At 66.7% G+C, this 26,644-nt stretch carries 24 protein-coding genes; 15 read left to right on the forward strand and 9 right to left on the reverse strand.

The annotated features are described in order from the left end of the window. Positions 1-28 precede the first annotated feature (28 nt). Positions 29-1,396 (reverse strand): cytochrome P450, encoded by a 1,368-nt coding sequence (locus tag L8M95_RS09420; RefSeq protein WP_396119783.1) that lies wholly within the window; start codon positions 1,394-1,396, stop codon positions 29-31. A gap of 123 nt (positions 1,397-1,519) precedes the next feature. On the opposite strand from L8M95_RS09420, the gene L8M95_RS09425 reads away from it, so the two are divergent. The 7 genes from L8M95_RS09425 to L8M95_RS09455 all read left to right on the forward strand — a co-directional run bounded on the left by L8M95_RS09425 (position 1,520) and on the right by L8M95_RS09455 (position 9,450). Next, positions 1,520-2,137, forward strand: a complete 618-nt coding sequence (locus L8M95_RS09425) for a TetR/AcrR family transcriptional regulator (RefSeq protein WP_260485891.1) — start codon at positions 1,520-1,522, stop codon at positions 2,135-2,137. Between the two features lie 92 nt (positions 2,138-2,229). Beyond that, positions 2,230-3,570: a DUF2254 domain-containing protein gene (locus tag L8M95_RS09430; protein ID WP_312027407.1), complete on the forward strand. Its 1,341-nt coding sequence runs from the start codon at positions 2,230-2,232 to the stop codon at positions 3,568-3,570. 173 nt (positions 3,571-3,743) lie between these two features. After that, positions 3,744-5,069, forward strand: coding sequence for a lipase family protein (locus L8M95_RS09435; protein ID WP_260485892.1), 1,326 nt, complete (start codon positions 3,744-3,746; stop codon positions 5,067-5,069). A gap of 159 nt (positions 5,070-5,228) precedes the next feature. After that, positions 5,229-5,696 (forward strand): MarR family winged helix-turn-helix transcriptional regulator, encoded by a 468-nt coding sequence (locus tag L8M95_RS09440; protein WP_260485893.1) that lies wholly within the window; start codon positions 5,229-5,231, stop codon positions 5,694-5,696. Continuing rightward, complete coding sequence (locus L8M95_RS09445) at positions 5,693-7,096, forward strand: MFS transporter (RefSeq protein WP_260485894.1); 1,404 nt, start codon at positions 5,693-5,695, stop codon at positions 7,094-7,096. Before L8M95_RS09440 ends, L8M95_RS09445 begins: the two co-directional genes overlap by 4 nt. A 38-nt stretch (positions 7,097-7,134) precedes the next feature. Next, positions 7,135-7,827: a lysoplasmalogenase gene (locus L8M95_RS09450; RefSeq protein WP_260485895.1), complete on the forward strand. Its 693-nt coding sequence runs from the start codon at positions 7,135-7,137 to the stop codon at positions 7,825-7,827. 804 nt (positions 7,828-8,631) lie between these two features. Beyond that, positions 8,632-9,450, forward strand: coding sequence for an SDR family NAD(P)-dependent oxidoreductase (locus tag L8M95_RS09455; RefSeq protein WP_260485896.1), 819 nt, complete (start codon positions 8,632-8,634; stop codon positions 9,448-9,450). A gap of 183 nt (positions 9,451-9,633) precedes the next feature. On the opposite strand, the gene L8M95_RS09460 is transcribed toward L8M95_RS09455, so the two are convergent. The 8 genes from L8M95_RS09460 to L8M95_RS09495 all read right to left on the reverse strand — a co-directional run bounded on the left by L8M95_RS09460 (position 9,634) and on the right by L8M95_RS09495 (position 18,709). Beyond that, positions 9,634-10,446, reverse strand: a complete 813-nt coding sequence (locus tag L8M95_RS09460; RefSeq protein WP_396118622.1) for a formylglycine-generating enzyme family protein — start codon at positions 10,444-10,446, stop codon at positions 9,634-9,636. A 169-nt stretch (positions 10,447-10,615) separates the two neighbouring features. After that, complete coding sequence (locus L8M95_RS09465; protein WP_260485897.1) at positions 10,616-12,277, reverse strand: sulfatase-like hydrolase/transferase; 1,662 nt, start codon at positions 12,275-12,277, stop codon at positions 10,616-10,618. Between the two features lie 201 nt (positions 12,278-12,478). Next, a complete protein-coding gene (locus tag L8M95_RS09470; protein ID WP_260485898.1) occupies positions 12,479-13,414 on the reverse strand; it encodes an SDR family oxidoreductase in 936 nt (311 codons plus the stop codon). A gap of 10 nt (positions 13,415-13,424) precedes the next feature. Further along, positions 13,425-14,585 (reverse strand): acetyl-CoA C-acetyltransferase, encoded by a 1,161-nt coding sequence (locus L8M95_RS09475; protein WP_260485899.1) that lies wholly within the window; start codon positions 14,583-14,585, stop codon positions 13,425-13,427. Between the two features lie 30 nt (positions 14,586-14,615). Continuing rightward, positions 14,616-15,812, reverse strand: a complete 1,197-nt coding sequence (locus L8M95_RS09480) for a cytochrome P450 (protein ID WP_260485900.1) — start codon at positions 15,810-15,812, stop codon at positions 14,616-14,618. A gap of 50 nt (positions 15,813-15,862) precedes the next feature. Beyond that, positions 15,863-16,804, reverse strand: a complete 942-nt coding sequence (locus tag L8M95_RS09485) for an NAD(P)-dependent oxidoreductase (protein WP_260485901.1) — start codon at positions 16,802-16,804, stop codon at positions 15,863-15,865. Next, the gene (locus L8M95_RS09490; RefSeq protein ID WP_260485902.1) at positions 16,801-17,703 is read right to left on the reverse strand and encodes a VOC family protein; all 903 of its coding nucleotides are present in this window, start codon (positions 17,701-17,703) and stop codon (positions 16,801-16,803) included. The genes L8M95_RS09485 and L8M95_RS09490 overlap by 4 nt, the downstream gene beginning before the upstream one ends. Positions 17,704-17,722: 19 nt before the next feature. Then, on the reverse strand, positions 17,723-18,709 hold the full coding sequence (locus L8M95_RS09495) for a class II aldolase/adducin family protein (RefSeq protein ID WP_312027408.1): 987 nt from the start codon (positions 18,707-18,709) through the stop codon (positions 17,723-17,725). On the opposite strand from L8M95_RS09495, the gene L8M95_RS09500 reads away from it, so the two are divergent. From L8M95_RS09500 to L8M95_RS09535, 8 genes are read left to right on the forward strand one after another with little or no spacing between them, the layout of a single operon-like run. Then, on the forward strand, positions 18,708-19,100 hold the full coding sequence (locus tag L8M95_RS09500; protein ID WP_260485904.1) for a VOC family protein: 393 nt from the start codon (positions 18,708-18,710) through the stop codon (positions 19,098-19,100). The genes L8M95_RS09495 and L8M95_RS09500 overlap by 2 nt on opposite strands. After that, on the forward strand, positions 19,097-20,707 hold the full coding sequence (locus L8M95_RS09505) for a class I adenylate-forming enzyme family protein (protein WP_260485905.1): 1,611 nt from the start codon (positions 19,097-19,099) through the stop codon (positions 20,705-20,707). The genes L8M95_RS09500 and L8M95_RS09505 overlap by 4 nt, the downstream gene beginning before the upstream one ends. Continuing rightward, positions 20,704-21,879, forward strand: coding sequence for a thiolase C-terminal domain-containing protein (locus L8M95_RS09510; protein ID WP_260485906.1), 1,176 nt, complete (start codon positions 20,704-20,706; stop codon positions 21,877-21,879). Before L8M95_RS09505 ends, L8M95_RS09510 begins: the two co-directional genes overlap by 4 nt. Continuing rightward, positions 21,876-22,319 (forward strand): Zn-ribbon domain-containing OB-fold protein, encoded by a 444-nt coding sequence (locus L8M95_RS09515; RefSeq protein ID WP_260485907.1) that lies wholly within the window; start codon positions 21,876-21,878, stop codon positions 22,317-22,319. The genes L8M95_RS09510 and L8M95_RS09515 overlap by 4 nt, the downstream gene beginning before the upstream one ends. 49 nt (positions 22,320-22,368) lie before the next feature. Continuing rightward, positions 22,369-23,166 (forward strand): enoyl-CoA hydratase/isomerase family protein, encoded by a 798-nt coding sequence (locus tag L8M95_RS09520; protein ID WP_260485908.1) that lies wholly within the window; start codon positions 22,369-22,371, stop codon positions 23,164-23,166. 54 nt (positions 23,167-23,220) lie between these two features. Continuing rightward, positions 23,221-24,405, forward strand: coding sequence for an acyl-CoA dehydrogenase family protein (locus L8M95_RS09525; RefSeq protein WP_260485909.1), 1,185 nt, complete (start codon positions 23,221-23,223; stop codon positions 24,403-24,405). Beyond that, entirely contained in the window at positions 24,402-25,448 is a 1,047-nt protein-coding gene (locus L8M95_RS09530; RefSeq protein WP_260485910.1) for a MaoC family dehydratase N-terminal domain-containing protein, read from the forward strand. Before L8M95_RS09525 ends, L8M95_RS09530 begins: the two co-directional genes overlap by 4 nt. 21 nt (positions 25,449-25,469) lie before the next feature. After that, positions 25,470-26,642 (forward strand): acyl-CoA dehydrogenase family protein, encoded by a 1,173-nt coding sequence (locus tag L8M95_RS09535; RefSeq protein WP_260485911.1) that lies wholly within the window; start codon positions 25,470-25,472, stop codon positions 26,640-26,642. The last annotated feature ends 2 nt before the right edge of the window (positions 26,643-26,644 follow it).

The raw sequence follows: 26,644 nt of genomic DNA on the forward strand, positions 1-26,644 counted from the left end.
ATTTCCGGGAGCCGGTCCGGGCGCGCCGCTACGCCCGCAAGGGCGCCGCCCGCCTCACCAGGCGGACCGGCTGTCCGTCCTTCGGGAAGGGCAGCGACTTCATGTCCATCGGCGCCGTGTAGTCCGGGTCGACGTGCCACTCGAAGTTGCGCAGCAGGTGGTGCAACACGAGCGACACCTCCGCCCCGGCGAAATGCATGCCGATGCACTTGTGCACCCCGCCACCGAACGGCTGCCACGCCTGCCGGTGGACCTTGTCCTCCCGGCGCTCGTCGGAGAACCGGCCCGGATCGAACCTCTCCGGATCGGGCCAGTACTGCTCGAGGTGATGGGTGAAGTACGGGGCGATCGCGACCATGGTCCCCGCCGGAATGAAGTGCCCCAGCACCTCGGTGTCCTTGACGGCCGTGCGCGCGATCGTCGGTACCGGGGACACCAGGCGCAGCGATTCCTTCATCACCAGATCGAGCGACCGCAGCTCCGCGAGTTGCTCGTAGCTGATCGCCTCGCCCGGGATCGCCAGGGACTCCTCCCGGCACCGCTGCTGCCACTCCGGATGCTGACCCAGGTACTGCATCATCGTCGAGATGGTGATGGTGGAGGTGTCGTGCGCGGCCATGAGCAGGAAGATCATGTGGTTGATGACGTCGTCGTCACTGAACCGCTCGCCGTCAACCTCCACCCGGCACAGCACCGAGAACAGATCGTCGCCGTCGCCCGCCCGCCTGGCCGGCAGGTACTCGCGGAGGAACTCCTCCACCCTGCGGCGACCCACCAGGCCGCGGTGCCAGCGCCCGCCCGGGATCGGGTACCGCACCAGCGCGGTCGCCGCCTGGACGCAGTCGATGAAGGCGGCATTGACCTGATCGAGACGCTCCTGACTGGCGCCCGGGGCGCCGCCCATGAATACCTCCACGGCGAGATTCAACGTCAACTGCTTGAGCCGGGGATAGACCTCCACGTGCTCCCCGGGCTGCCACTCCTCGACGGCGGTGCGGACCGCCGGGTCGATCGCCGCCGCGTACCTGGCGAGGCGGTCGGAGGTGAAGGCCTCCTGCATCAGCCGGCGGTGGGCCATGTGCTCGTCGAAGTCCAGGAGCATCAGGCCACGGTCGAAGAACGGGCCGATGAGGAACTGCCAGGCGTCACCGTTGGCGAACGCCTTGTCGCGGTTCTGGAGCACCACTCCCGATGCATCCGGCCCGAGCAGGGCCACGATCCTCGTACCGAACGCGCGGAACCACGACACGGGCCCGTAGCGGCGGTGTCGCTGCTCCCAGAGCCGCATCGGATCCCTGAGGTAGTCCAGCCCGTGACCCAGGAGCGGCAGACCGCCGTCTCCCGGAACCGGGGTCAGCCCACTACCCGTCGGTGCGTTCGCCAATGTCCGTGTCACGAGCATCCCTCGATCCTCGAGCGGGCCTGTCCGTCACCGGCCGACCCGACCGCCTGTCTGACAGGTGACCCTGTCAGTTTGAACGAGTTTGAATCAGACAGGACCCCCTGTCAAGATCGGAACATGGCTCAGACCCCACGCCGCTACCGAGGCGCCAGCGCAGAGGAACGCCGTGCCGCCCGGCGCCGCCAGCTCCTCGACGCCGCCCTGGAGCTCGCGGGGACCCGTGGTGTCGAGCGGACCACCATGACGGCGATCTGTGCCGAGGCAGGACTGACCGAGCGCTACTTCTACGAGAGCTTCACCGGCCGCGACCAGCTGCTTCTCTCACTGGTCGACGAGATCGCCGACCAGGTCCGGGCCGCCGTTCTCGCCGCACTCTCCGACACCGAGGGCGACGCCGCGGCAAAGGCGCACGCCGCACTGGCCGCCTTCACGGCCCTGCTCACGGACGACCCCCGCAAAGGCCGGGTGGCGATCATCGAGTCGGCCACGGTCCCGGCCCTCCGGCACCGGCGACACGAGCTCTACCGCGACTTCGCCGCCCTCGTCGTGACCCAGGCCCGGGCCCTGTTCGGGCCCCGCGCGCTCCCGTCCCCACGGGACGAGATCAGCGCGCGGCTGCTGGTGGGCGGCCTGGGCGAACTCGTCACGGCATGGCTCCAGTCCGAGACCGGTGCCGGCATCGACGACATCGTCGACGAGGCGACCCGGTGGTTCGCCGTGGGCATGCACACCTGACCCCGTCGGGACGAGAGGCGAACCGGTCCGCGGGCCGTCCGTCCGGCCCGGCACTCTCCGGTCGTCGACGTACCCTCTGACGGTATGAGCACGTGGGTGGCGCGGTGATGGGCGGCGAGGGGGTGGCGTGGAGACTGCGCGTCGCCGGGATCCGGTACCGGTTCCGGGAGAGCCTGTTCCTCCTGCCCGCCCTGGTGATGCTCGGTGGCGTGCTGTTGGCGGTTGCCGCCACCGCGATCGACAACGACCTCGGCGACGAGGCGGAGGTTCCGCTGACCCTGGCGATGAGCAGCAACGCCGCGACGTGGCTCGTCTCGACCGTCGCCGGCGCCATGATCACCACCGTCGGCGTCGTCTTCTCTCTCACCGTCGTGAGCTTGCAGCTGGCCAGCAGCCAGTTCTCGCCTCGGGTGATGCGCTCGTTCATCCGCGACCGCCTCAGCCAGGGCGTGATCGGGCTACTGGTCGGCACGTTCTTCTACTGCGTGCTCATCCTCCCCAGCATCAACGGCGAGGCGACGGCGCCCGCCCCACGGATCTCCGTGACGCTGGCGGTGGTCCTGACGCTGGTCACCGTGGTCGGCATCATCGCGCACCTGGACCACCTGGCCCGCGGCCTCCAGGTCGGCAACCTCGCGCGCGTCATCTCCGCCGAGGGACGGGACGTGGTCACCAAGGTGAGCCGGACACCCGACGGTCTACACGGGGCGGATTCCGCAGACTTCTCCGTGCCGGACGACGCCACGGCCGTCTGCTCGCGGCGCAGCGGGTGGATCAGCCAGGTGGACACCGAGCAGATGCTGAACAGTGTCCCACCGGGCACCACGGTGAGACTGGAGACGAGGGTGGGCGCCTACATCCACGAGGGCGAGCCGCTCTTCACAGTGCACCCGCCCCAGACGCGGCGCACGCGGCACGCGCTCGCCGAGGCAATCGACGTCACCGCCGCCCGGACCATGCTCCAGGACGTCGACTTCGCCATCCGCCAACTGGTCGACATCGGCCTACGAGCACTGAGCCCGGCGGTCAACGATCCCACCACTGCAGTCGAGATCATCCTGCGCCTGGGCACCCTGATGCGGAAGGTCCTCACCTGCCCGCCGGCGCCGCTCGCGATACACGACGACGAGGGACGCGTACTGGTCCAGCCCTGGAACCTCCACCCCGACGAGTACGTCGCGCACGCTTTCGACCAGCTACGTCAGAGTTGCCTCGATCAACCCGAGGTGGTGGCGACACTGCTCCGGGTGCTGCGCATGCTCATCTCCCCCGTCGACGCCGCGGGATGTCACGCCCGCGCCGACTCTCTCGATCGTCAGATGCGGTTGACCCTGGAGGCGGTGGCGGAACAACCGGGCCTACATCCGGAGGACCTGGCGCGACTGCAGGCGATGGCCTCGGACGAGACGGACCCGGCCGACCACAGCCCGTAGCGATCCACACTCACGTCCTCCTCGACCAGACCTCGTCGCCTCGAGTCCGGAAGGGCTGGCACAACACTTACCCAGGTGGTGTCCATGTGCTGGGCACGGACGGATTACACTCCGTTTGTCAGTGACTCGCACCACAGCAGTCCGGGGGGACCGTGCCACTTCGTCGAACCGCGATGCGCGCAGCCGCATTCGCCGCCGCCATCGCCACCGCAGTCGCCGGAGGAGCCCTGGCCGCTCCCGCCGCCGGCGCTCAGGGGTCGTCCAACGATCCGGCGCCCACCTTCTACCAGCCGCCGGCCGCCCTGCCCGCGACCTCCGGTGAGCTCATCAAGACCGAGCCGTTCCCGCTGGCCGGGGCGATCCCGCCGATCCCCGGCGCCGCTCCGATCTCCGACGGCGCCGGCCCGCTGTCCACGGATGCGCAGCGGATCATGTACACCTCCGTCGGCTCGCGCGGCCAGGCCATCGCCGTGACCGGCACCTACCTGCAGCCGCGCGCACCGTGGACCGGACCCGGGTCACGCCCGTTGGCGGTCGTCGCGCCGGGGACCCAGGGCCAGGCCGACCACTGCGCGCCGTCCAAGACGTTCCAGAACCTCGCCACCGTCCGCACGGACCCGCCCGGCGTCGGGTTCGGGTACGAACTCATCCAGGCCTACGCCCTGCTGGCCCGCGGGTACGCCGTCGCGGTCACAGACTTCGAGGGCCTGGGCACGCCGGGACTGCACTCGTACATCAACCGCGAGTCCCAGGCACGCGCCGTGCTCGACCTCGCGCGCGTCGCGGCGTCGGTGCCGGGCGCCGATGTCGCCCCGGACGCCCGCACGGTCCTCGCCGGCTACTCGCAGGGCGGCGGCGCGGTGGCCGCGGCCGCCGAACTGCACCCGCAGTACGCGCCGGAGGTCAATCTGGTCGGTACCGCTGCGGGCTCGCCGCCGGCCGACCTGCTGGCCACCCTCGAGCAGGTGGACGGCACCGCGATCGCGGGAGTGATCGGCTACTCGCTCAACAGCCTGCTGGACGCCTACCCGGAGATGGGTCCGCTGATCGACCCGTACTTCAACGACCGCGGCCGGGCCATGCTCGCCACCACCGCCGACCAGTGCATCGGCGAGACCGCCGTCCAGTTCTTCCAACAGCGCACCACCGACTTCACGGTCTCGGGCCGGTCGGCCGGTGACATCGTGCGCTCCGAGCCGGTGCTCATGGGGTTCCTCGAGCGTCAGCGGATCGGCCGGCTCGCGCCCACCACGCCGGTGCGGATCCTCTCGCCGGTGAACGACGACGTCGTCCCCGGTCACCAGTCACAGCAGCTCGGTCGCGACTGGTGCGCGCAGGGCGCCACCGTGGACATGGTCATCGACCCGTCGCCTCCCGTCGCACCCGGGCTGGTGATCGGCCACGCCGCGCCCATGCTCACCGGTCTGGACAGCACCCTGCGGTACCTGGACGACCGCGTGGGCGGCGTCCCGGCGCCGAGCAACTGCGGGACCTACTGAGGCCAGCGGCTCCGGAACGCCGGGCCCGTCGTCGACAAGACAGTTCCGCACACCTTCGCCGAGAGGCAGGTGTGCGGAACTGTCTTCTCGATACGTCCCCCACCGCCGCCCCTACGGTTGCGCAAGCAGGTTGCGCAAGCAGGTTGTAGACTCGCCGGAGTGACACCCGCCGACCCGCCCATCGACCCGACCGCTGCCCCGCGGCCCGACATCGCCGACCTCGCAGAGGACCTCCGCCAAGTACTGCGCCCCCTGTGGCGACGGTTCAACTCCCACCGGACGTTGTCGCTGGGCAAGGTCGGGATCCTGTCCCATCTGGAACAGCGCGGGCCCCTGGCCGCGACCGACCTGGCCGGCCTCGAGCGGATCAGCCACCAGGCCGTCGCCAACGCCGTCCGCGAGCTGCAGGATCTCGGACTCGTCTCCCGCAGCCCGGACCCCGCCGACGGCCGCCGCACCCTCGTCACCATCACCGCAGACGGGCGCGAGCTGCTCCGCACCGAACGCGGCGCGGGCCAGGACTGGCTGACCCACGCGCTCGCCGGTCAGCTCGACGACGCCGAGCGCGCCCGACTCGCCGCGGTGATCCCCCTCCTGCGCCGCCTCGACTCGGAGGACGCCCGATGACCCCCCACCGTCGACCGGCACCCCGCTGGTTCGTCCAGGCGCTCGTCTACGCTGCCCTGACCAGCTCCATCGTCAGCTCCCTGGGCATGCTGCTCGTGCCGTCGGTGGCCACGGAGTTCGGCATCCCGGTGAGCACGGCGCAGTGGATGCTCACGGCCAACCTGCTCGTCGGCGCGGTCGCGACCCCGATCATGGGCCGCCTCGCCGACGGCCCCCACACCCGCGCGCTGCTGATGACCAGTCTGGGCGTCATCTTCCTCGGTTCGATCGTCGCCACGGTCGCGCCCAACTTCACGGTCTTCCTCATCGGCCGCGCGATGCAGGGGCTCCTCTACGGCACGGTGCCCATCACCATCGCACTGGCACGTCGACACCTCACCTTCACCGAATCCCAGCCCACGATCTCGACCCTGTCGGTCACCGTCTCGGTGGGCATGGGCCTGGGGTATCCGCTCACCGGCATCCTCGCGGCCGCGTTCGACCTGCGGGCCGCGTTCGCCTTCGCGGCGCTGTTCGTCGCCACGGCGGCCATCGGTGTCTGGCGCTTCGTCCCCGCCGGCCCCGATCCGCTCGCACCCCGCACGCCGTTCGACGTGGGCGGTGCCCTGCTCTTGGGCGGCGGGCTGGCCGCGTTGCTGTTGTGGATATCCGAGGGCCAGACCTGGGGCTGGGGGTCGGCCACCGCGCTGGTCGTCCTGGTCGTCGCGCTGAACACGCTGTTCTTCTGGATCGTGCACAGCATCCGCACCCTGCATCCCCTGGTCAATCTGCGCGTGGTCCGCCGACCCGAGGTCCTGCTGGCCAACGCCACCGCGATCGGCCTGGGCACCGCCATGTACATCGGCCTGTCCATCGCCAGCCTCGTGGCCCAGGCACCCGCCGGCACCGGCTTCGGCCTGGCGGTGCCGTTGATGTGGGCGGGCTTCATGATGGCGCCGCTGTCGGTGGGCAGTCTCATCGCCAACCGCACGGTCCGTGCGCTGTCCCGCCGCTACGACATGGCGGTGTTCCTGCCCGTCGGCGCGGCCGTGATGACGGTGGCGTCGGTGCTGTTGTGGCTTCGTCACGGCGACTTCTGGACGCTGGCCATCGGCATGTTCCTCTTCGGAGCCGGGATCGGGTCGGGCTACGCCGCGATGCCGGCGCTCATCGCCCGCAGCGTGGCGGTGGACCAACTCGGCAGCGCGGTGAGCTTCAACCAGGTGCTGCGCACGGTCGGTGGTGCGGTCGGCGCGGCCCTGTCGGCCGCCGTCCTCGCCGCGCACCCTTCCGACTCCGCGTACTCGACCGACGAGGGCATCACCATGGCGTTCGGGGTGGGTGTGATCTGCTGCGCGACGGTGATGCTCGCGTTGGTGCTCCACGCCGTCACAGGTCGACGACGACGAGCTCACCGGTAGCCCCGGCGTCCCGCGGCCCCGGGCGATACCGTTCTCGCATGCGCGCGTTGAGCTGGATCCCCGTGGGGATCGTCAGCCTGGTTCACCTGGTCGCGCTGGCGGCGGACGCGGGGATCGCGGCCGCGTGGACCCAGGTCCTGCTCATGCCCGCGCTCGCCCTGGTACTGCTGACGCTCCCCCGTGATGAACGCGGACCCGCCTGGCCGTGGGCCCTCGGGGCGCTGGCCGCGAGCTGGGTGGGTGACTCGCTGCCCAAGGCGGTGCCCGGAGACGCGCGGTTCCTGGCGATGGTCGGCGGCTTCGCGGTCGCGCAGGTGCTGTGGATCGTGGCGTTCACCCGCGTGGACCGGGGCCGGTCGCCTATCGCGTGGACGCTCCTGCTCATCGCCGTGGCTACAGCCCTACTGACGGTGACGGTGCCCGAGGCCGGGGTGCTCGCCCCGGCCGTCGTGGTCTACGGGCTGCTCCTGCTCGCGGTGGCCTGGCTCGCGGCCGGCCACGGTTGGATCGGCGGTCTCGGCGGCGCGCTGTTCGTGCTCTCCGACGGGTTGATCGCCCTGGGCGCGTTCCGGCCCGACCTCGTGGACTGGCCGGAACGCGACCTGCTGGTGATGGCCACCTACGTCGCGGCGCAGGCACTGTTGGTGGCGGTCATCCTTCTCACCCGCTCCCCGGACCGCACGTTCGGCCGCTCGCCGCTGCGGCACCCGCGTGCGCGCCTGCACACCTGACGCGAGGGTTGCGGCTTCGGAGCTACCGCCGAGAACTTATCTTATGACAAGCTGAAAGAACCCTATGGGCTCTCCCCGCACATAAAGAAGATCCGGGTAACAGCCCGAACCCCCGCGTGGGCCAACCCTGAACTGCGCTTTTCCTGCGCCAGCTCAGCAGACCCGGGCAGCCCGAGGACGTTAGACAGGCATCCCCTTCGGAGGCACGCAGACGACCCCTGAACTGGCGTTCTACCTACGACTATTGCGTTTGCCGCAATCTGAGTGCGGGTTTCGCAATTACGGCTCCGACCAAGAGACAGCGGCCACGACAGTCCACCGCGACCGCCTTTGTCCTGCTCACACCACCGCCAGGCTGGCCACCCCCCGGAGACGCACCCGGCAGCCCGAGCGCCCCGATGCCGCCGACCCTGTCACGCTCGCGCTCCACGAAGAAGCGGATAACGTACTTTCCCATCAGCCGCCCGAGCCTGTGGCATTAGCAACTCTTCTCCGTCCTCTAGATCTATACGTCGAGCGGCCCCCTCACCGCTACCAAGGGGTCGGTCGCTCCGGCCAAATCTGAAGGCCGGCGACCAAGTTGGACGCCGGCCCCGCTTCCCCGAATTGGCCACCAAGCCCCACGCTCCCTCTTTTCTTAGCGAGCCGCAGCGGAAGAACGGCGATGACACGCGCTCCGCACCTAGCCGCTGCTCGCGTGTTGCCTTCGCCATTCCCATTAATACGATACGATACGTAGCGACACATAAGGGCGGCACGAGTGCTAGCCCCGGTTCGGCTCACAGCCGACCAACAGTCAGGCGAATGGCTGAAATGATCTCGAACCCGAGTCCCTTCTCCCACCTTCAGGAGCAGAGCGTGCACACCCGACATCAAGGCAAGAATGTGGTCGTAACCGGTGGGGCAAGCGGCCTCGGGGAGGCCATCGTCCGCCGACTCGTGGCCGATGGGGCTACCGTTACCGTCGCGGACATAAACGCGGAGGCGGCCGAGACCCTCGCCGACGAACTAGGTGAGCTCGCCTGCGCCGCCCACCTCGACGTAACCGATCCGGCATCGTGGACCCGTTTGCTTGCCGGTTTCGATGGGGACGGCGCATCGCTGCACTGCCTCGTCAATAACGCCGGGGTCGCCCCGACCGCCGATCTAATGATGTCGCTGGATACCTGGCGATCCGTTATGGCAGTCGACTTGGACGGCGTCTTCCTCGGTACGCAGTCCGCGGTCCGGATCATGGGTCAGCAGGGCGTGCGGGGGTCGGTCATCAACAAATCCTCGGTCATGGCATACGTCGGCCAGACCATGACACCCGCCTACTCTGCAGCGAAAGCGGGGGTGATCGGACTTACCAAGGCCGCGGTCGCCTACGTTTCCGAACACGACCTAAACATCAGGATCAACACAATCCACCCGGGCACCCACCTCACCCCGATCCTGCTTAACGAGCTTCCGAAGCTTCCGCCCGGCTTCGAGGATCTCGAACTGGGCCGCCATCCCGTTGGACACTTCGGCGATCCAGTAGGGATTGGCGCCACGGTGTCGTTCCTCCTCGACGATGACGCCGAATTCTTTCAGGGTTCGGAGATCGTTATCGATGGGGGGCGCTTGTCCGTCGACCGGTGAGGACCAGGGGAGGGCGCGGCTTCCTACGGTGATGACCATGCTGCCAGCGTCCTCCCCCGTCCCTCCGCGGTGAGCTGCAGCGCTGGGCACCGCCTGCCTGACCGTGTCGGTGTGGCGACCGCCTCGCGAAGAGCCTTTTGCGGGAGGCACTCACTAGTCGACGGGAAGCTGGACCGTGCCTGGTCACGCGACCGATGCAAGTCGAAAGCCGATGTTTCCGGAAGTCGAATCGGGGGTATTGGAGCTGCGGGCCGATACTCGGTAGCGGTTGCAGTACGACTCGTGACACAGGTACGAACCGCCGCGTATAACCCGGCGGTTCCCGGCGCGCGGACCGCTAGGATTCACTTTGGTTGAGCGAGCGTAGTACGAGGGATCAAACCAGTCCTGACACCATTCCCACACGTTTCCGGCCATTTGCCATAGGCCGTAGCCGTTGGGCCGATAGCTCTTTACCGGGGCAGTGGTCAGATGCCCGTCTTCGGCGGTGTTGTCGTGGGGGAAGTTGCCCTGCCAAATGTTGCAGTTCCACTTCCCGTCGGACTTTAGGTTGTCGCCCCAGACAAAGTTCCGCCCTTCCAAGCCACCACGGGCGGCGTACTCCCATTCTGCTTCCGAGGGCAGGCGGGTTTGGCTCCACTGACAGAACGCGTTGGCATCTTCCCAGGACACGTGGACGACAGGGTGCTCGTCTTTACCGGTCAGGTTCGAACCTGGGCCGTTCGGACTTCTCCAAGTGGCCCCACGAACCGAGAGCCACCATGGGATCCCCGGGATTCGGCCGAGAATGTCGGATGGCTGGCCCTGGAAAGCGGCGTAGAACACTGCTGAGACACCCAGTCGTTCTGCGGTGGTCTGATATCCGGTCTGGTAGACAAATTCCGCGAACTCCAGGTTGGTTACCGTCGTGGAACTCATGCGAAAACTGTCTAGTCTCACTTTATGGACGGGAGTTTCGCCATCGGCTGGATAACCGACACCGTGGTGGTCGCCCATCGAGAGCGTCCCGCCGGGAACTCGAACTAGCGCCCCGGCTGCTGGTGGGCGCCGTACCGCCCTGCCTGGCAAGACAGAGCTGACGGATTCGGTGACCTCAAGGCCGCCGGAATCAGGGCTCTTGCCGATCCCGGCGGCCGGCAGCTCCGCCCCACCGGGAGCGCAACACCTACTCAAAGGTGGCACTCGCGGGATGGTCGATCCCGTCGGCCCAGTCCATCGCGTACCACACGGCCGCAGTGAATGGCGCGTACTGGTTGACCAGGTCAAAGTCAACGGGCACCACCCCGTTGACCTCGGCGTACCTGTCCCACTGACTCGCAAGCTCCGCGGCGATCTCCGGATGGTCGGCGGCCACGTCCGTCGTCTCACCCGGATCAGCGCTGAGGTCGTAGAGCGCCCATCGACCCGTGCCACCCATCGGCTCAGGGACGAACATCAGTTTCCAGTCCCCGGACCGATAGGCACGGTGCCCGAAGTGCTCGGACCCGTGGTCATCATCGGGTCCGATGCTCTCCGATGTGCCCTCGAGTAGCGGCTGTGCCGAATCCCCTAGCAGCTCCTCAGCAGTGCCCAGGTCTGCACCGGCGTAGTGCGCGAACGTCGGGTAGAGGTCTGTGATGTGAGCAAAGGTGTCGACTACTCGGTCACCGCCCGCCCCGTGGCCGGTTGGAGTTTTGATGATCGCCGGAACCCTCGTCCCACCTTCGAACAGCGAGTTCTTGGTGTGGAAGTACGGCCCCGAGGATGCCTGGGCGTTGTGGAGACCGAGCGACGGAAATGAGCCTTCGAGCCCGTATGATTCCATGTCGCCGAGGAGGGGATAGGCGTGGTCGTACCAGCCGTCGGTCGCGGCGGCGGTGTACATGGCCTGAGTACTGCCCGCCGGGCCGTTGTCGCTGGCCAGCACTATGAGCGTGTTGTCGTACTCCCCCGTTGCCCGGAGATGGTCCAGTACTCGACCCACTTCCAGGTCGGCCTCGTGGATGTTGGCCGCGTAGACCGCCATTCTGTACCGCAGGTCGCGTCGTTGGTCTTCTGAGAGGTCGCCCCAGTCTTGCACCTGCTCGGGCCATCGGGTGGAGACATCGGGATCGATCAGTCCGAGTTCTGCCATTCGCTGGATGCGTTCGGTTCGGAGACCCTCGTGGTTGTACTCCTCGCCATAGAGTTCGAGGTAATGCTCGATGAGATCTGTGTCCTCTACGTGCAGCGGATCATGAGGTGCTGTGTACGCCAGGTATCCGAAGAAGGGTCGGTCTGATCCCGCGCGCTGGTCCAGCATCCCGATCATCTCATCGGTGTAGGAACGGGTGGCGAAGAAGTCCTCTGGCAGTGCGTCGACGACTTCCCCGTTGCGTTCGTAGATCGCCGTGTCCACTGGCTCCACTCGACGATCGAACAAGCGGTGCCCGTCTGGATAGTACGAGGCGCCGGCGTCATACAGCGTGAAGTTCTGATCGAACCCCAGATCCTGCGGAGTTTGCCCCTCTCCGGATCCCAGGTGCCACTTACCGACCTGGAGAGTCTCGTACCCTTCCTGACCGAGTACCTCGGCAATCCCGGTGAATTCGCCCTCAAGGCTCCCCTTGTACCCGGGCGTGGTCAGGGGCACTCCCGGTGGGCCGACCCCTTCCATGGAACCGAGGCCCACGCGATGCGGGTCCTGTCCCGTCATCAACGCTGCCCGGGTCGGTGCGCACAACGGCGCCGTGTGGAAATTGGTGAGCTGAACGCCGTCGCGAGCGAGACCGTCGATATTCGGAGTACTCACCTCACCGCCATATACCCCCAGGTCCGAATACCCCAGGTCGTCCAAGAGCACCATCATGATATTCGGCTGTCCGGCACGCGGACCCGCGCTTCCCACGCTGCCCACGCTTTCCGTAGCGGAGGGTGATGAAACCCCGTAGCCCACCACGGCGGACGACAAGAGCGCGGTCACCCCGAAAGACAGCCCGGCCAGAGCCGTGCGGACCGAGTTCGAATCAGGAGGAATGGTCATTCGAGTTGCCTCTTTTTCCCTGTTGGTTCAGTTGCTCGGCGAAGTCGCGGCCTTGGCGCGTGCGGCCGCCTCTGCGATCTCTTCCACCTTGTCGAGCATGGGCATCCTGTCCTGTCCGATTTCGGCGTCGAATCGCTCGGCGACAGACTCCGGCGTCCACCCTTCGGCGGCACGTGCTGTTCGGATTTCGCGGGGCTGAGCCCACAGCGCGATATTTGGGCCATTGACGGTGTAGACCTGTCCGGTGACGTCTTGCGCCGCGTCGGAGAGGAGGTAGATCACCATCGGGGCGATGTCTTCCGCGGTACCGATTTCGGCGATATCAAAAGGTATCCCCTCGGACATCCGGGTCTGCGCGACCGGGGCGATGGCGTTAGCTGTCACCCCGTACTTGTGCATCCCGAGCGCGGCGCTGCGCACTAAGGACACGACGCCGCCCTTCGCCGCGCTGTAGTTGGCTTGGCCGATGCTTCCCGCGAACGCCCCGGAAGTGAACCCGATCAGGCGCCCGAACCCTTGCTTCCTCATCACGGCGGTGGCCGCACGGAAGACCGTGAAGGTGCCTTTGAGGTGGGTGTCCACCACACCGTCCCACTCGGCCTCCGTCATGTTGAACAGCATTCGTTCCCGAAGAATGCCGGCCACGCAGATGACTCCGTCGAGGTGACCGAACTCCTCCACCGCCGTCTGGATTATCCGCTGGCCACCCTCCATCTCCACGACCGTGTCGGCTACCGAGACCGCTCGGCCCCCTGCCTCGCGGATCTCGCGGACGACCTCGTCGGCCACTTCACTGCTCGGATCGCTTCCGTCGATCGAGACGCCGTAGTCGTTGACCACCACCGCGGCGCCGTGCCGGGCGCACTGGAGGGCGAGCGCCCGTCCGATACCGGAGCCGGCACCGGTGATGGCGACGACTTTCCCCTGCAGCATGCCGGTCTGTCGTGTGCTGTCATCAGTCATAGTCATCAGCTCACTCCTCGTGCGAATCAAGTCGTTCGATGATGGTGACGTTGGCCAAGCCGCCGCCCTCACACATCGTCTGTAGACCGAACCGGCCGCCGGTGCGCTCCAGCTCGTGGAGCATCGTGGTCATCAGCCGTGCGCCCGAGGCGCCCAGAGGATGCCCCAGTGCGATCGCTCCACCGTTGACGTTCACCTTCTCCGGGTCGATACCGAGTTCCTTCTGCCACGCCAGGACGACCGGAGCGAAGGCCTCGTTGGCCTCGAACAGGTCGATGTCGTCGACGGTCAGGCCGGTTTTGTCCAGCGCACGGTGGGTCGCCGAGATGGGGGCCGTGAGGATGAGCATCGGATCGGCCCCCCTGCACGACAGGTGGTGGATACGAGCCCGGGGACGGAGTGAATGCTCGCGTACTGCGCTTTCTGAGGCGATCAGCAGGCCCGCCGCGCCGTCGCAGATCTGGCTCGCATGCCCAGCAGTGATCATCGTGCGCTCGACCACCGGCTTGAGGCCGGCGAGCTTCTCGAGTGAGGTGCCCGGGCGCGGACAACTGTCGGCGGTCGCTCCTGCGAGCGGAACGGTCTCGCGCTCGAAGCGGCCCTCCTCGGCAGCCTGCACGGCCTTGCGATGGCTGTTGTAGGCGAACTCGTCCATCTGATCTCGGGTGATCGACCACTTGCGAGCGATCTCGTCGGAGGCGGTGAACTGCGAGAGCGGCACGTGCCCGTACCTGTCGGTCCAGCCCTTCGAGCCGAGGAACGGCTCGCCGTACGACGGGTCGACGTGAGCCGCCGCGGAGATCGGGACCGTGCTCATGTTCTGAACGCCACCTGCCACCACGAGGTCAGCTGTCCCGGACAGGATCGCCTGGGCGGCGAAGTGAACCGCCTGCTGCGAGGAACCGCACTGACGATCGATCGTCACCGCCGGGACCTCCTCTGACAACCCTGCGGCCAGCCAGGCGGTCCGAGCGACGTTGAACGCCTGCGACCCGATGGTGTCGAGACACCCGAAGATGACGTCGTCGACCAGGGATGAATCGATGGCAGCCCGATCGATCAGGTCCCTGAGGACGTGCGCTCCCATATCGGCCGAGTGGACCTCGGCGAGCTCGCCGTTCCGCTTCGTGACGGGCGTGCGGAGCGCGTCGATGATGTATGCCTCGTTCATGGATACCTTCTTTGCTTCCGGAGGGGTGGGTCAGGCGACCGTGAACGTGACGGGAACCGACTGGAAGCCCTGCACGAACTCGGCGTACTTGCGTTCGCAGTTGTCCCAGTCGACCGCGTAGGACTCGACAGCGTCGAAGAACTCCTGGAGCAACACGGTGCCGAGTCGCAGCGCCACGGCCTCGCCTAGGCAGCGGTGCTGGCCGAACCCGAAGAGCAGGTGGCGAGGATAGGTGCGGTGAATGTCGAAGACGTGGGCATTCTCGAACTCGGCCTCGTCGCGGTTCACCGATCCCCACAGCATGATCACCTGCTGACCGGGCTTGAGGGTCTGCCCTTCCACCTCGACCTCGTTGGCGACCTCGCGGCACATGATGTCCGTGGGGTGGTCGTATCGGACGGCCTCCATGAAGGCGTTCTGCAGCAGCCTCCAGTCACTGCGCACGGCCGCCAGCTGCTCGGGGTGCTGCGCCAGGTAGTACAGCGTTGCCGCGACGCTGGTCTCCGTGGTCTCGGACCCGGTCACGACGAGAGTGAACAAGTTGCCCAAGATCTCGTCATCGGTCAGCTTCCGGCCGTTGATCTCCGCGTCGAGCATCACCGCGAGGTCACCGGTCGCGGTCGACGGGTCCTTCCGTGCGTCGCTGAGCAACTGTTGCAGGTAGCCGAACACCTCGGCGCCGGCCGCTCCATTGGTCTCCGAAGTCCCGACCTGCCCGTACTCGCGGGTGAAGAACTCCTCGGAGCGCTTGCGGATCCGCTCGGCGTCGACGTCCGGGATGCCGACCTTCCGCGCTGCGAACCTGGCGGCGACGCGGTTGGCGTAGTCCTTGAACACGTCCATGGTGCCGTCGCCGTTCTCCACGAGCGGGAGGAGAACTTCGCGGGCGAGCGCGCGTATGAACTCCTCGTCGCTATCTGCGGCCTTCGAGTTGTAGGCGGGCTGGAGCAGACGCCGGCTCGCGGAGTGGTCGCGCAGGTCCATCGCGGTGAAGTTGACCATCGTCGGCTCCCCCAGCAGCGCCGAGATGGGCGGCATCCCGCGGTTCATCGTGGTGAAGTTCTTGGCGTCGCGGGCAATCTTCCACGCCGCGTTGAAACCGGCCACCGCCCAGGCGTCGTACTTGGGCAGGTAGTGGATGGGGCCCGACTTGCGCAGGGCCTCGTAGATGGGCCGGGGGTCGACCATGGATTCGGGGGCGAACGGGTCGTACTCCACCGGAGTCATAGACTCATCCGGGGTTGTCACCGATGCACTCATTGGATTGACCTTCTTGTCTAGTAACCGTGGACCGGGTCCACGACGTTGTGGAGAGGTTCACCGGCGACCCAGCGCCGGTAGTTGTCCGCGAAGGACGTGAGAATCGACTCCCACACCCCGAGCCCGCTCCAGGAGGCGTGGGGGCTGAATCGAACGCGCGGGTGGGTGTAGAGCCAGTGCCCGGCGGGCAGAGGCTCGACGGGGGCGACGTCGATCGAGGCGAGCGCGGGACGCCCCTCGTCCAGCGCACGACGGAGGTCGTCCTCCACGACCAGACCTGACCTCGCCACGTTGATGAGGTGTGCACCGGGCTTCATCGCGGACAGGAAGGCCGAGTCGACGACGCCCCTGGTCGATTCGGTGAGCGGCGCGGCGAGGATCACGTGGTCGGCGTCCGCCAGCAGCTCGGGGATCGACCGCACCATCGTGACCCCCGGCACCGGGCTGGGGGCGTCGCTGCGTCGGAGCGCGACGACCTTCGAGTCGAAGGCCAGCGCCCGGGTCGCGAGGGCGGTCCCCACCGTGCCGAAACCGAGGATCGCGATGGTGCGGCCCTGCAACCCACCGAGCTCCGGTCCGCCCCACTGGGCGGGGGGTTCGCTGACCCACGACTCCGGGAGCCGCTTCTCGGCGGTGAGGATCTGCGCCATCACCCACTCGGCGATCGCCACGGACGTGGCGCCCCGGCTCACGGTGAGCGGGCGCTCGCCGAGATGCTGCATGGGGAAGGTGTCGATGCCCGTGCCGACCGTGTGTACCCACCGGACTCCGGAGCGGAGCACCTCCGGAAGGTTGGGGGTGCCCTGCGCGAGAGTCAGCAGGACCTCGCCGTCGACGTCCACCTGCCCCTCCGGGGGGACCGGGACGATGTCGACGTCGGCCCCGGCCTCCCCCAGCAGGTCGTGGAACCCGCTCAGCTCACCGACGTGGCTGAGGATGCGCGATGTCGTGGGCGTCACGAGTCGGCCCCGCTCACCGACTCCGCCAGCGATTCGCTGGTCAATCCGTGGTGTCCCCACAGGTCGCCGTCGACGAACTCGTTGGCGACCCACGTCTCCTCGTCGACGAGCACCGGGTCGCATCCGATCTCCACCTCGAAGCCACCGGGGCTCTTCATGTAGAACGAGAGCATCCGGTCGTTCTTGTGTCGGCCCAGCGTCGCCGTGACCTGCATGCCGGCCTTGGTGGCGCGCTCGAGGGCCTCACCGACCAGGTCGACGTTCGAGACCTCGAACGCGATGTGGTGGGTGCCGGAGAACGGCCCCACCGCGCTGAGCGCGATGCTGTGGTGGCGCGGCGTGCACCGCAGGAAATGGATGGCCATGCCCGGTCCGAAGTTCATGTAGTCGGAGGTGCGCATACCGAGCGTCTCGGTGTAGAACTTCAGGACGCTGGGCAGGTCCTCGACCATGAGGACCGCGTGGCCGAAGCCGTTCTCCGTGATGAACTCGGGAACATGCTGCGGCGACCTGAACGGACCGTCGACGGTCGGGCCCCAGAAGATCTCCAGTCGGATGCCGCCGGGATCGGTGAACCACACCATGTCCGCGACGCCACGCGCGGCGAGCTCCTCGGCGGTCGCCTGCACCGGGTCGGCCCCAGCTGCCTTGAGCTGACGGACCGCCTCGTCGAAGTCAGCGCGGCCGACCACGTCGAAACCGATGTTGTGGATGCCCGGCTTCTCGGCCTGGCGGGCGGCGAGTCGCCAGGTCCGCTTGTCCGCCTTGAAGTAGGAGAGCTCGGTGTCGGCGCCCGCAGGGGTGACCTGCTGCACGCCGACGACGTCGGTCGCGAAGGTGTTCCAGGCCGCGAGGTCGGGAACGTTGACGGTGATGTAGCCGATGCCACGAAGTTGCATGATGAGTCCTTGTGTCGTGTTAGTCGAGCAGCTCGGGCTGCGCGAGGGTGATCTCGGTGTAGTAGCTCTGGAAGCCGAGCCAGCCGGCGTAGTGGCTTCCGGCCTGTCGGTTGGTCTGCCTGGCCATCTCGGGGTCGATCAGCTTGTAGGGCAGTCCGGTGGCCTCGAGCCGCATCTGGGACTGGCACATCTGCTCGAAGAGCAGGAACCAGAACACGGCCTCGTCGACCGTCTGGCCGACCGTCATGTGCCCGTGGTTCTCGTGGATCACTGTGGTGACACCGCCGGCGGAAGTGGTCTCGTCCGCGAATCCATGGGCGATCTTGTCGCCCACCTCGGTGTCGAACACGACGCCTTCGAAGCCCTCGATGATCCGCTGCGATTCGTAGAAGGCGCAGGCGTCCTGGCTGGTGGGTTCGATGAGTCGACCGGTGGCCGACCAGGGGCGACCCCATGGTGTGTGGGAGTGGCACGCGGCGACCACGGACGGGTTGTGGTGATGGATCCGGGAGTGGATCGCGAACGCTGCCGCATTGACCATCCTGTCGCCCTCCACCACCTCTCCGTCGCTATTCACGAGCAGCAGATCGGAGACCCGCATCCGACTGAACGGCGTCGAGAGGGGGTTGACCCAGAAGTGGTCCGAGTGTTCCGGGTCGCGGACCGTGATGTGGCCGTTGATGCCGGTGGTCAGATCCTTGGCCGCGATGATGCGGAACGCGGCGGCCAGACGCTCCTTGCGGTGCCGCCTCTCAGCCTCTACATCAGTGAAGTCTGGTGGGGAAATGCGGGACATGGTCTCCGCGACCGCTTCGCGTTCCCTTTCTGGAACTACCGATTGTTCAACCATGAAGCCTCCTCGTTGTTGAGATCTGGGGGGGTCACGGAGCGGTATTGCATACGCGACGGTTCGTATCGTAATCTCCACCTTGTGATCTGCGCAACAGTTCGCTCGAAGCTTGTTCGAGCGTCTCGACCGGAAGCGCACGAGGAGAGGTGTCACCATGACCGTTCACAGGACTGAGATCGGGTTGGTCTCGGAGCACGACGACATCATCGGGTTCTACCGGGATACCTTCGGGATGAGAGAGCTCGAACCACGCTCGTTCCCCAGCGGTGTTGTTCACCGTCTCGGATACAACGAACCGCTGGTCAAGATCATGATTCCCGCTACCTCACCACGGGTGGTCGACGAGCGTGGGGAGCCGTTCTGGGCGAGCACCGGTCTACGGTTCTTCACGTTCTGGGTGGACGATCTCGACGCCGTGCTCGAGCAGGTCAGCCCCCGGGGCGGCGTGGTTGAGACTGGCCCGATCGATCTTCGCCCCGGCGTGCGCACCGCCGTTCTGCGAGACCCGCTGGGTAACTCGATCGAGGTCATGGAGGATCGCTCATGATCCGAAGCGACCGCCCCAACGGTGCCGAAACTACGGTGCGACGCCCGAAGTCGACCGAGATAAACCCGCTCGGGCCGGCGTCTTTGTGGCGACTTGTGGAGTTGCGCGCCGACACAGACCCGGATCGCGTCTTCCTGGTCGACGAGTTCGACCGCTCCCTCACCTATGAGCAGTTCCGGCAAGCAGCTCTGCGTGCCGCAGCCGGATTCGCCGGACTCGGGGTTGCAGCGGGCGACACTGTGGCGTGGCAATTGCCCACGTGGATCGAGTCGGTGGTCACTATGGGTGCTCTCGCCCGCCTCGGAGTCCGTCAGCTTCCGTTGCTGCCGATCTACCGGGAGGCCGAACTCTCTGACCTGCTGGCGCGGTCTGGAGCCAGCCTGTGGTGTCTGCCTTCGCTGTGGCGCAAGACTGATTACCAGCCGATCGTGGAACGCGTATGCGAAGGCAGCCTCCAGGTGCGACACCTCTTCTGCGACCACGACCTTCCGGACGGGGATCCGAAGATCCTACCGGAGTTCGACGGAACCCAGGGCGATGAGGTGGCCTGGCTGTTTCCCACCTCCGGGACTACCTCCGCACCGAAATTGGTCATGCACACCGACCGATCCATCATGGCCGGTGGGGCGGCATTCTGCCGCGCCCAGGGCCTGCGCAAGAGCGACCGGTACGGGATTGCCTTCCCGATCACGCACATCGGGGGAGCGAACAACCTCGCGGCAGCACTTCTCGGCGGGTACTCCCTCGCCCTCACCGAGGCGTTCGACCCGGCCAAGACGGCCGCCTCCTTCCGCCGGAACCAGGTGACCATCGCTGGCGGCGGCCCGGTGTTCTACGCGGCGTTCCTGAAGGAACAGCGGCGTCGCGAGGATGGACTGTCAATCCTTCCCGACCTCCGGTTCATGACCGGCGGCGGCGCTCCGATGCCGTCGGCACTGCACTACGCGGTACGGGATGAGATCGGCGGGGTGGGTTGTGCACACGGGTACGGGATGACCGAGGCGTGCATCGTGTCGATGAACCACCCGAACGATGCTGACGAACGGCTCGCCACCACGGTGGGGCGACCGACGACCGGGGTCGAGGTGCGCATCGTCGCCGACGGGGGTCCGGTTGCGCAGGGCGACCAAGGCGAGATCCAGATCCGTGGCGAAGCTGTGTTCCGCGGATACCTCGGAGCGCAGGATTCCGCCCTAGACGACGATGGCTGGTTCTCCACCGGCGACCTGGGACATCTGGACACAGACGGCTACCTCCACATCACCGGCCGGCTCAAGGACATCATCATCCGCAAAGGCGAGAACGTCAGCGCCGTCGAGGTCGAGGGCATTCTGTTCTCCCACCCGAAAGTCAACGATGTCGCCGTCATCGGGCTGCCCGACCCTGATCGGGGCGAACTGGTGTGTGCTGTCGTCAGGCCCGAGAGCGGTGCTGCACCGACCCTGGACGATCTCGCCGACCACTGTGCCGCAGCCGGCCTGATGACCCGCAAGTTCCCGGAGCGACTCGAGCTCATGGACGACCTCCCCCGGAATCCGGCGGGAAAAGTCCTCAAGAACGAACTGCGGCAGCGTCTGGTCGCGGTGTCCTCGCAGGGGCACCAGTGACGACCACCCTGCGGGACCGCTGCGCGATCGCGGGGGTCGGCCATACCGAGTACACGCGGGGCACCCTCCGTTCCACCCTCGAACTGCAGTTGGAAGCCGCACTGGCGGCCCTTGATGATGCCGGCCTCACTGCAGCGGACGTCGACGCGGTGATGCCCAACGAGATGTCCGGACGCATCGCCGAGGAATTCATCATCGAGCTCGGGCTCACCGACCTCGCCTTCACCTCGACGATCCGCACCGGCGGGGCCAGCGTCATCTCGGCGATCCAGAGCGCCTGCATGGCGATCTCCACCGGAGTGGCGACATGCGTCCTCGTCGTCGCCGGCAGATCCGGGTATTCCGAACACCGGGTCTCGACTTCCACGACCCCGGCCGTGCCGGTTCTGGCCACGGTCAACGAGTTCGAGAAGCCCTATGGGAGTCTCGTCGCCGCCCAGTGGTTCGCCCAGGCCGCCCAGCGGCACATGCACGAGTACGGCACGACCAGCGAGCAGTTCGGTCACGTCGCCGTCACCACCCGGCAGCACGCCAACCTCAACCCCCACGCCTACATGCGCGACCGTCCTATGACGCTGAGCGACCACCAGTCCTCACGGCTCATCACGACCCCATTCCGTCTGCTCGACTGCTCACTCGAAACCGACGGCGCTGCGGCGATCATCATCACTGCGGCCGACCGTGCCGCAGACCTCCGCCGGGGCCCGGTGCTGATCAGCGGAGTCGGGGAAGGTCACGGCAATCCCCCGACCTCGATCACCCAGAAGGGTGACCTCACCTCGATGGAAGGCATGCGACATGCCGGTCGGCGAGCCTTCGCCATGGCCGGCCTCGGTCCCGATGAGATCGATTGCGCGCAGCTCTACGACGGATTCACCTGGTTCGTCGTGGCCACGCTCGAAGCTCTCGGCTTCTGCGCAATCGGCGAGGGCGGGCCCTTCGTGGCTGACGGCGAGATCCGACTCGGTGGCCGCCTCCCGGTCAACACCCACGGCGGTCTGCTGTCCGAGGCACACGTGTCCGGCCTCGGACACGTCATCGAGGCGACCCGGCAGCTACGCGCGACGGTCGAACCCGAACGGCAGGTCCCCGGCTGTGAAACCGCCCTCGTGTCGAACGAAGGCGATTTCCATGAGGGCTCAGTCCTCATCCTGAGAAAGGGAGACTCGTGACCGGCTCACCTACAGGGGCAACTGACCACCCCTCGCGCAGACCTCTCCCTGCCCCGACCACTCTGACCGCCGGATTCTGGGACGCCGCCCGGGAAGAACGGCTGGTCGTCCAACGGTGCGAATCCTGTTGCACGTTCCGTCACTATCCCCGCCACCGATGTCCCAACTGCACCGGCGATGCCTGGCAGTGGACCGAGGTCAGCGGAACCGGTCACATCCACAGCTTCACCGTCACCCACCAATCCTTCCACCCCGCCTGGGCGGACCGGGTCCCCTACGTGGTGGCGACAGTGGAACTGGACGAGGGCATCCGGATGGTCTCCGACCTGGACGAGCCCGCCGAAGCCGTGACAATCGGCGCCCGGGTCGACGTTTTCTTCCACCACCTCGTTGACGAGGGGATCACATTGCCACGATTCCGGCTCGTCGGGACCCCGTGACCGCCTGTGCCGGCACGAGCCACCACCGACCCGATTACAGGAGAGACCGATGGAACAACACGAACTTGAAGATCTGAACTATCGCACCGCCAACGGGGTCGCATGGGTGACCCTGAATCGACCGGATACCCACAACGCACTCAGCACACGTATGCGCGCTGATCTCCAGACCATCTGGCGAGAAGTCCGACGAGATGACTCGGTGCGGTGCGTCGTCCTCACGGGAAGCGGCGACAAGGCATTCTGCTCCGGCATCGACCGCTCCGAACTAAACGACGAACCCGGACGCTTCGATCCGTATTCATATGACGATCTCGGCGCCCAGATCGGGCCGAAGTCCAACGGATTGTGGAAGCCGGTCATCGCAGCGGTCAACGGTATGGCATGCGGCGGGGCCGCGTATCTCCTCGGTGAATCCGAGTTCATCATCGCCGCTGAGCACGCCACGTTCTTCGATCCGCACGTCACCTACGGAATGCCCGCCGTCTACGAGCCGATCCTCCTGATCGGTCGGATGTCGTTCGGAGATCTCACCCGGATGTCGCTGCTCGGAGCCTCCGAGCGCATGTCGGCTACGACCGCGAAGGGCTCGGGCCTGGTCTCGGAGGTCGTACCGGCCGACGCCCTCCCCGACGCCGCACGCTGGGCTGCTGAGACCATCGCCGCGCAACCAGCCCTTCCGGTGCAGACCACTGTGCGGTCACTGTGGGCCGCGCGGCGGCTCGGCTACCAGGACGCACTCGATATGGGCAACGTGTTGCTCGCTGCCGGCAACGACCCCGACGCATTCGCCGCGGGCCAATCCGACTTCCGCGGTCGCGTCCGCCAAGAACCGCGGCTCAGGTAATGCGCAGCACGCCAAACCCACCCAACCCCTTCGCCAACGAGGAGCACGCACACGATGGACTTCACTTTCACTGACGACGAGCGTCGTTTCGATACCGAGGTGGTGGCGTTCCTGGACTCGGAGCGGGACCACCCCGACGCGGCCGTGGTATTCGCTCCGCAACGCGAGGCGGACGCCCAACTGGCGAGCACGCCCGAGCACAAGGAGTTCATGCGACGCCTCGCCGACAAGGGTTGGCTGGGGATGTCCTGGCCGGAGGAGTTCGGCGGCGACGGACACGAAGGCCTCTACGAGTACATTCTCAACGAGCGCTTGTCACAGAGGGGTGCGCCCCTCATCGGCAAAGGCGTCGGCATGATTGGCAAGACCCTGATACGGCATGCGGACGAGCAGCTGCAGAAGCGTTTCCTGCCGGAGATCCGGACCGCGAGCATTGACTTCGCGCTCGGCTACTCCGAACCCGACTCGGGTTCAGACCTGGCGTCACTCAAGCTCCGTGCCACACGGGTCGAGGGCGGCTGGGCGCTGAACGGACAGAAACGATTCAGCACCTCGGCACACTTCGCCGAGTGGTACTGGGTCGCGGCCCGTACCGACCCCGACGCCCCGAAACACAAGGGCATCACCCTGTTCCTCATCGACATGGCCGACCCCGGCCTGACCGTCCTTGAGCAGAAGACGATGGGTGACGAGCGCACCAACGAGGTCTTCTTCGACGATGTCGTCGTGCCGGACGAGAACGTCGTCGGCGAGGTCAATTCAGGCTGGACCTACATCTGTGAGGCACTCGACTACGAGCGGTTCACCATCTACACCGTGGGCGCGTTGGAATCGAAGATGGCCCGGATCATGGAATGGGCGACCACCACCGAGCGCCGGGGCCGAAGGATGTCCGAGGACCCGCAGGTCCGCGCGGGCATCGTCGCCCTGGCCACTGATCTCGAGGTCGCGCGGATGCTCACGTTGCGGGTGATCGACGAAGCGGCCCGTGGCGGTGTGCCCTCTAACGAGGCCTCGATGTGCAAACTCACCCTCACCCGCCTGCATCAGAAGATGGCGGACTGGATGCTTGAACATCTCGGTCCGTCCGGTGTCCTCACCCATGAGGACCCGGATGCGATCGACGACGGATTCTGGGAGCACTCCTACCGCTTCACGGTGCTGGAGACCATCGGGGGTGGGTCGTCCGAGATCCAGAAGAACATCCTCTCCCGTCGAGCACTGGGCCTTCCGGGATGAGCGGCAACACCGACGACCAGGTGGACCGCAGCATTGCCGCGCTCCTGACCGAACGGGTCACCCAGCACGGACGTGGCCCAGTGGACACCCACTCGATCCGCCTGTGGTGCTCGGCCGTCGACGACGACAATCCGATGTACTGGTCCGATCAACAGCGGGCTCTCGCTCCCCCGGCGATGGTCGGCACGTGGACGCAGGCCCCGCCCTGGACCCCGTCCGGGCCTCCGGTCCGCGCACTCGAGCTCCACCACCGCTTGAAGGACGCGCTCGGACTGCCGACCGCGGTGGTCCGCGAGGTGTCCCACGCGTACGGCGTTCCCGTTCGTGTTGGCGACCTCCTCACCGCGACTCACCGGATCACCGACGTCGGACCACTGCGACGCAGCCGCCTGGGCGAGGGCCGGGACTGGCAGGTGCAGGTCGAGCACACGAACTCCGATGGAGAAACGGCCGCGACCGAGACCTGGTCCTTTCACGGGTACTCACCGCTCCCGCGTGCCTCTGACGGACCGGGATCGTCTCCCACCGGCGACAGAGATACTGCAACGACTGAGAACCAGCTTCCCGAACTACCCCTCGAGATCGATGCCGGCCGGATCGTCAAAGCCGCCGCCGGCAGCGGTGACTGGACCCGCTTTCACCACGATCCCGTCGCTGCGCGGGCAGCAGGCCTGCCCGACATCATCTTCAATACACCGGGCCATCTGGCCCTAATCACACGGTGGGCCACGACGATCGCCCCGGGCTCCCGGCCATCAGGCCTGAGTCTGCGGCTCCGCCGTTCTGTATTTCCCGGAGACAACCTCAAGGTCGGGGGCCGGATCGTCGCCGAAACCACGACCAGTGACGGCTGGCGAGTCCTCGAGCTTGCTGTTACCGAACGCGTCCGCGAGACCACTGTCGCGACGGGGCGAATCACCCTCGTAGTCGACGGAGACCGGAAAAGCGGGACAACCGTCAGCACCACCTCACGCGATCCCTGGGCGCTGCCCGCCGACCGCTGGCGCGCACTCGCGAACTCACCCTCTTCGTCCCTCACCTAGATAGAACAAGGACCACCACGAATGGATTTCACCTTTTCCCCAGAGCAGCAGATGCTGGCCGACACCGTTCGTTCGATGTGCGAGTCAGGTTGCGACTCCGAAACGGTCCGCCAGACGGAGCTCAACGGCGACCCGTTCCCTTCCCTCCTGTGGACCCACCTGGCATCAGCTGGACTCCTCGGTCTCACGCTGCCGGAAGAGCACGGCGGACTGGGGGCGGGTCTGATCGAGATGAGCCTGCTCGCACAGGAATTGGGACGGGCCGCTGCCCCCATCACACCGATTATTTCATCAGTCCTGGCTGGCGGGCTGATTGCACGCGGGGGGTCCGACGCCCAGCGCGCCGAGTGGCTTCCCCGAATCGCGGACGGCAGTGCCCTCGTGTCGATCGCCTGGCTCGAGGGTGCCGGTGGCTACTTCCCAGACGAGATCCGTCTGCAAGCAACACCTGATGGCGACAAGGTCCGGCTCCAGGGTTCAAAGGCCCTGGTGCCGTTCGGCGACCGGGCCGACGCCTTCATCGTCGTCGCCAGGAGCTGCGAAAGCGAAGATATCGATCTGTACCTCATTCCCGCCGGCCCGGGGACGTCCACGGAACCACACCGCACCATGGCTGGTGAGCCGGTCCACTCGCTCGCTCTGGACGTGACCTTGTCCAGCGGGAGCAGAATCGGCGAGATGGGCGAAGGGTGGTCGCTACTGAGGGAGCAGATGCTCGAGACGGCCGTCGCGCTCGCCGCGTACGCGTGCGGAGGCGCTCGACAAGCTCTCGACATGGCTACCGACTACGCCAAGCATCGGGAACAATTTGGTCGGCCCATCGGTGCCAATCAAGCGATTGCCCACCCCCTTGTCGACACTCTTGTGGCGGTAGAGGGCGCGACGAGCCTCATGTATGAGGCAGCGTGGGCCATCGATGCACAATGCGATGCACGTGTGCTTGCTGCGATGACCAAGCAGCGGTGCTGCCAGGTTTACCGGGATGCAGCCGCGGTTGCTCACCAGGTGTTCGGGGGCATTGGTTTTACCCTCGACGTGGATGTTCAGCTCTACTCGCGGCGCGCCAAGCAACTTCAACTGACCTGGTGGGACAACTGCTACCTCACCGCGCACCTGGCTGAAGAGCTGCTGGATGCTGGCGGTCCGGGCCTTTTGCCGCCGGTGATCTCGCGCACCGGGGCGGGGGGAGCATGATG

Source organism: Dietzia sp. B32, from assembly GCF_024732245.1.
GTDB lineage: Bacteria > Actinomycetota > Actinomycetes > Mycobacteriales > Mycobacteriaceae > Dietzia.

Excerpts from the sequence above, each read along its gene's own strand:
- L8M95_RS09425 (WP_260485891.1), top strand. The coding sequence starts at position 1,520 with ATGGCTCAGACCCCACGCCGCTACCGAGGCGCCAGCGCAGAGGAACGC.
- L8M95_RS09535 (WP_260485911.1), top strand. The coding sequence starts at position 25,470 with ATGGATTTCACCTTTTCCCCAGAGCAGCAGATGCTGGCCGACACCGTT.
- L8M95_RS09445 (WP_260485894.1), top strand. The coding sequence starts at position 5,693 with ATGACCCCCCACCGTCGACCGGCACCCCGCTGGTTCGTCCAGGCGCTC.
- L8M95_RS09450 (WP_260485895.1), top strand. The coding sequence starts at position 7,135 with ATGCGCGCGTTGAGCTGGATCCCCGTGGGGATCGTCAGCCTGGTTCAC.
- L8M95_RS09465 (WP_260485897.1), bottom strand. The coding sequence starts at position 12,277 with ATGATGGTGCTCTTGGACGACCTGGGGTATTCGGACCTGGGGGTATAT.
- L8M95_RS09460 (WP_396118622.1), bottom strand. The coding sequence starts at position 10,446 with ATGGGCGACCACCACGGTGTCGGTTATCCAGCCGATGGCGAAACTCCC.
- L8M95_RS09470 (WP_260485898.1), bottom strand. The coding sequence starts at position 13,414 with ATGACTGATGACAGCACACGACAGACCGGCATGCTGCAGGGGAAAGTC.
- L8M95_RS09455 (WP_260485896.1), top strand. The coding sequence starts at position 8,632 with ATGGCTGAAATGATCTCGAACCCGAGTCCCTTCTCCCACCTTCAGGAG.
- L8M95_RS09500 (WP_260485904.1), top strand. The coding sequence starts at position 18,708 with ATGACCGTTCACAGGACTGAGATCGGGTTGGTCTCGGAGCACGACGAC.
- L8M95_RS09475 (WP_260485899.1), bottom strand. The coding sequence starts at position 14,585 with ATGAACGAGGCATACATCATCGACGCGCTCCGCACGCCCGTCACGAAG.
- L8M95_RS09495 (WP_312027408.1), bottom strand. The coding sequence starts at position 18,709 with ATGGTGACACCTCTCCTCGTGCGCTTCCGGTCGAGACGCTCGAACAAG.
- L8M95_RS09505 (WP_260485905.1), top strand. The coding sequence starts at position 19,097 with ATGATCCGAAGCGACCGCCCCAACGGTGCCGAAACTACGGTGCGACGC.
- L8M95_RS09480 (WP_260485900.1), bottom strand. The coding sequence starts at position 15,812 with ATGACTCCGGTGGAGTACGACCCGTTCGCCCCCGAATCCATGGTCGAC.
- L8M95_RS09525 (WP_260485909.1), top strand. The coding sequence starts at position 23,221 with ATGGACTTCACTTTCACTGACGACGAGCGTCGTTTCGATACCGAGGTG.
- L8M95_RS09530 (WP_260485910.1), top strand. The coding sequence starts at position 24,402 with ATGAGCGGCAACACCGACGACCAGGTGGACCGCAGCATTGCCGCGCTC.
- L8M95_RS09490 (WP_260485902.1), bottom strand. The coding sequence starts at position 17,703 with ATGCAACTTCGTGGCATCGGCTACATCACCGTCAACGTTCCCGACCTC.
- L8M95_RS09520 (WP_260485908.1), top strand. The coding sequence starts at position 22,369 with ATGGAACAACACGAACTTGAAGATCTGAACTATCGCACCGCCAACGGG.
- L8M95_RS09435 (WP_260485892.1), top strand. The coding sequence starts at position 3,744 with ATGCGCGCAGCCGCATTCGCCGCCGCCATCGCCACCGCAGTCGCCGGA.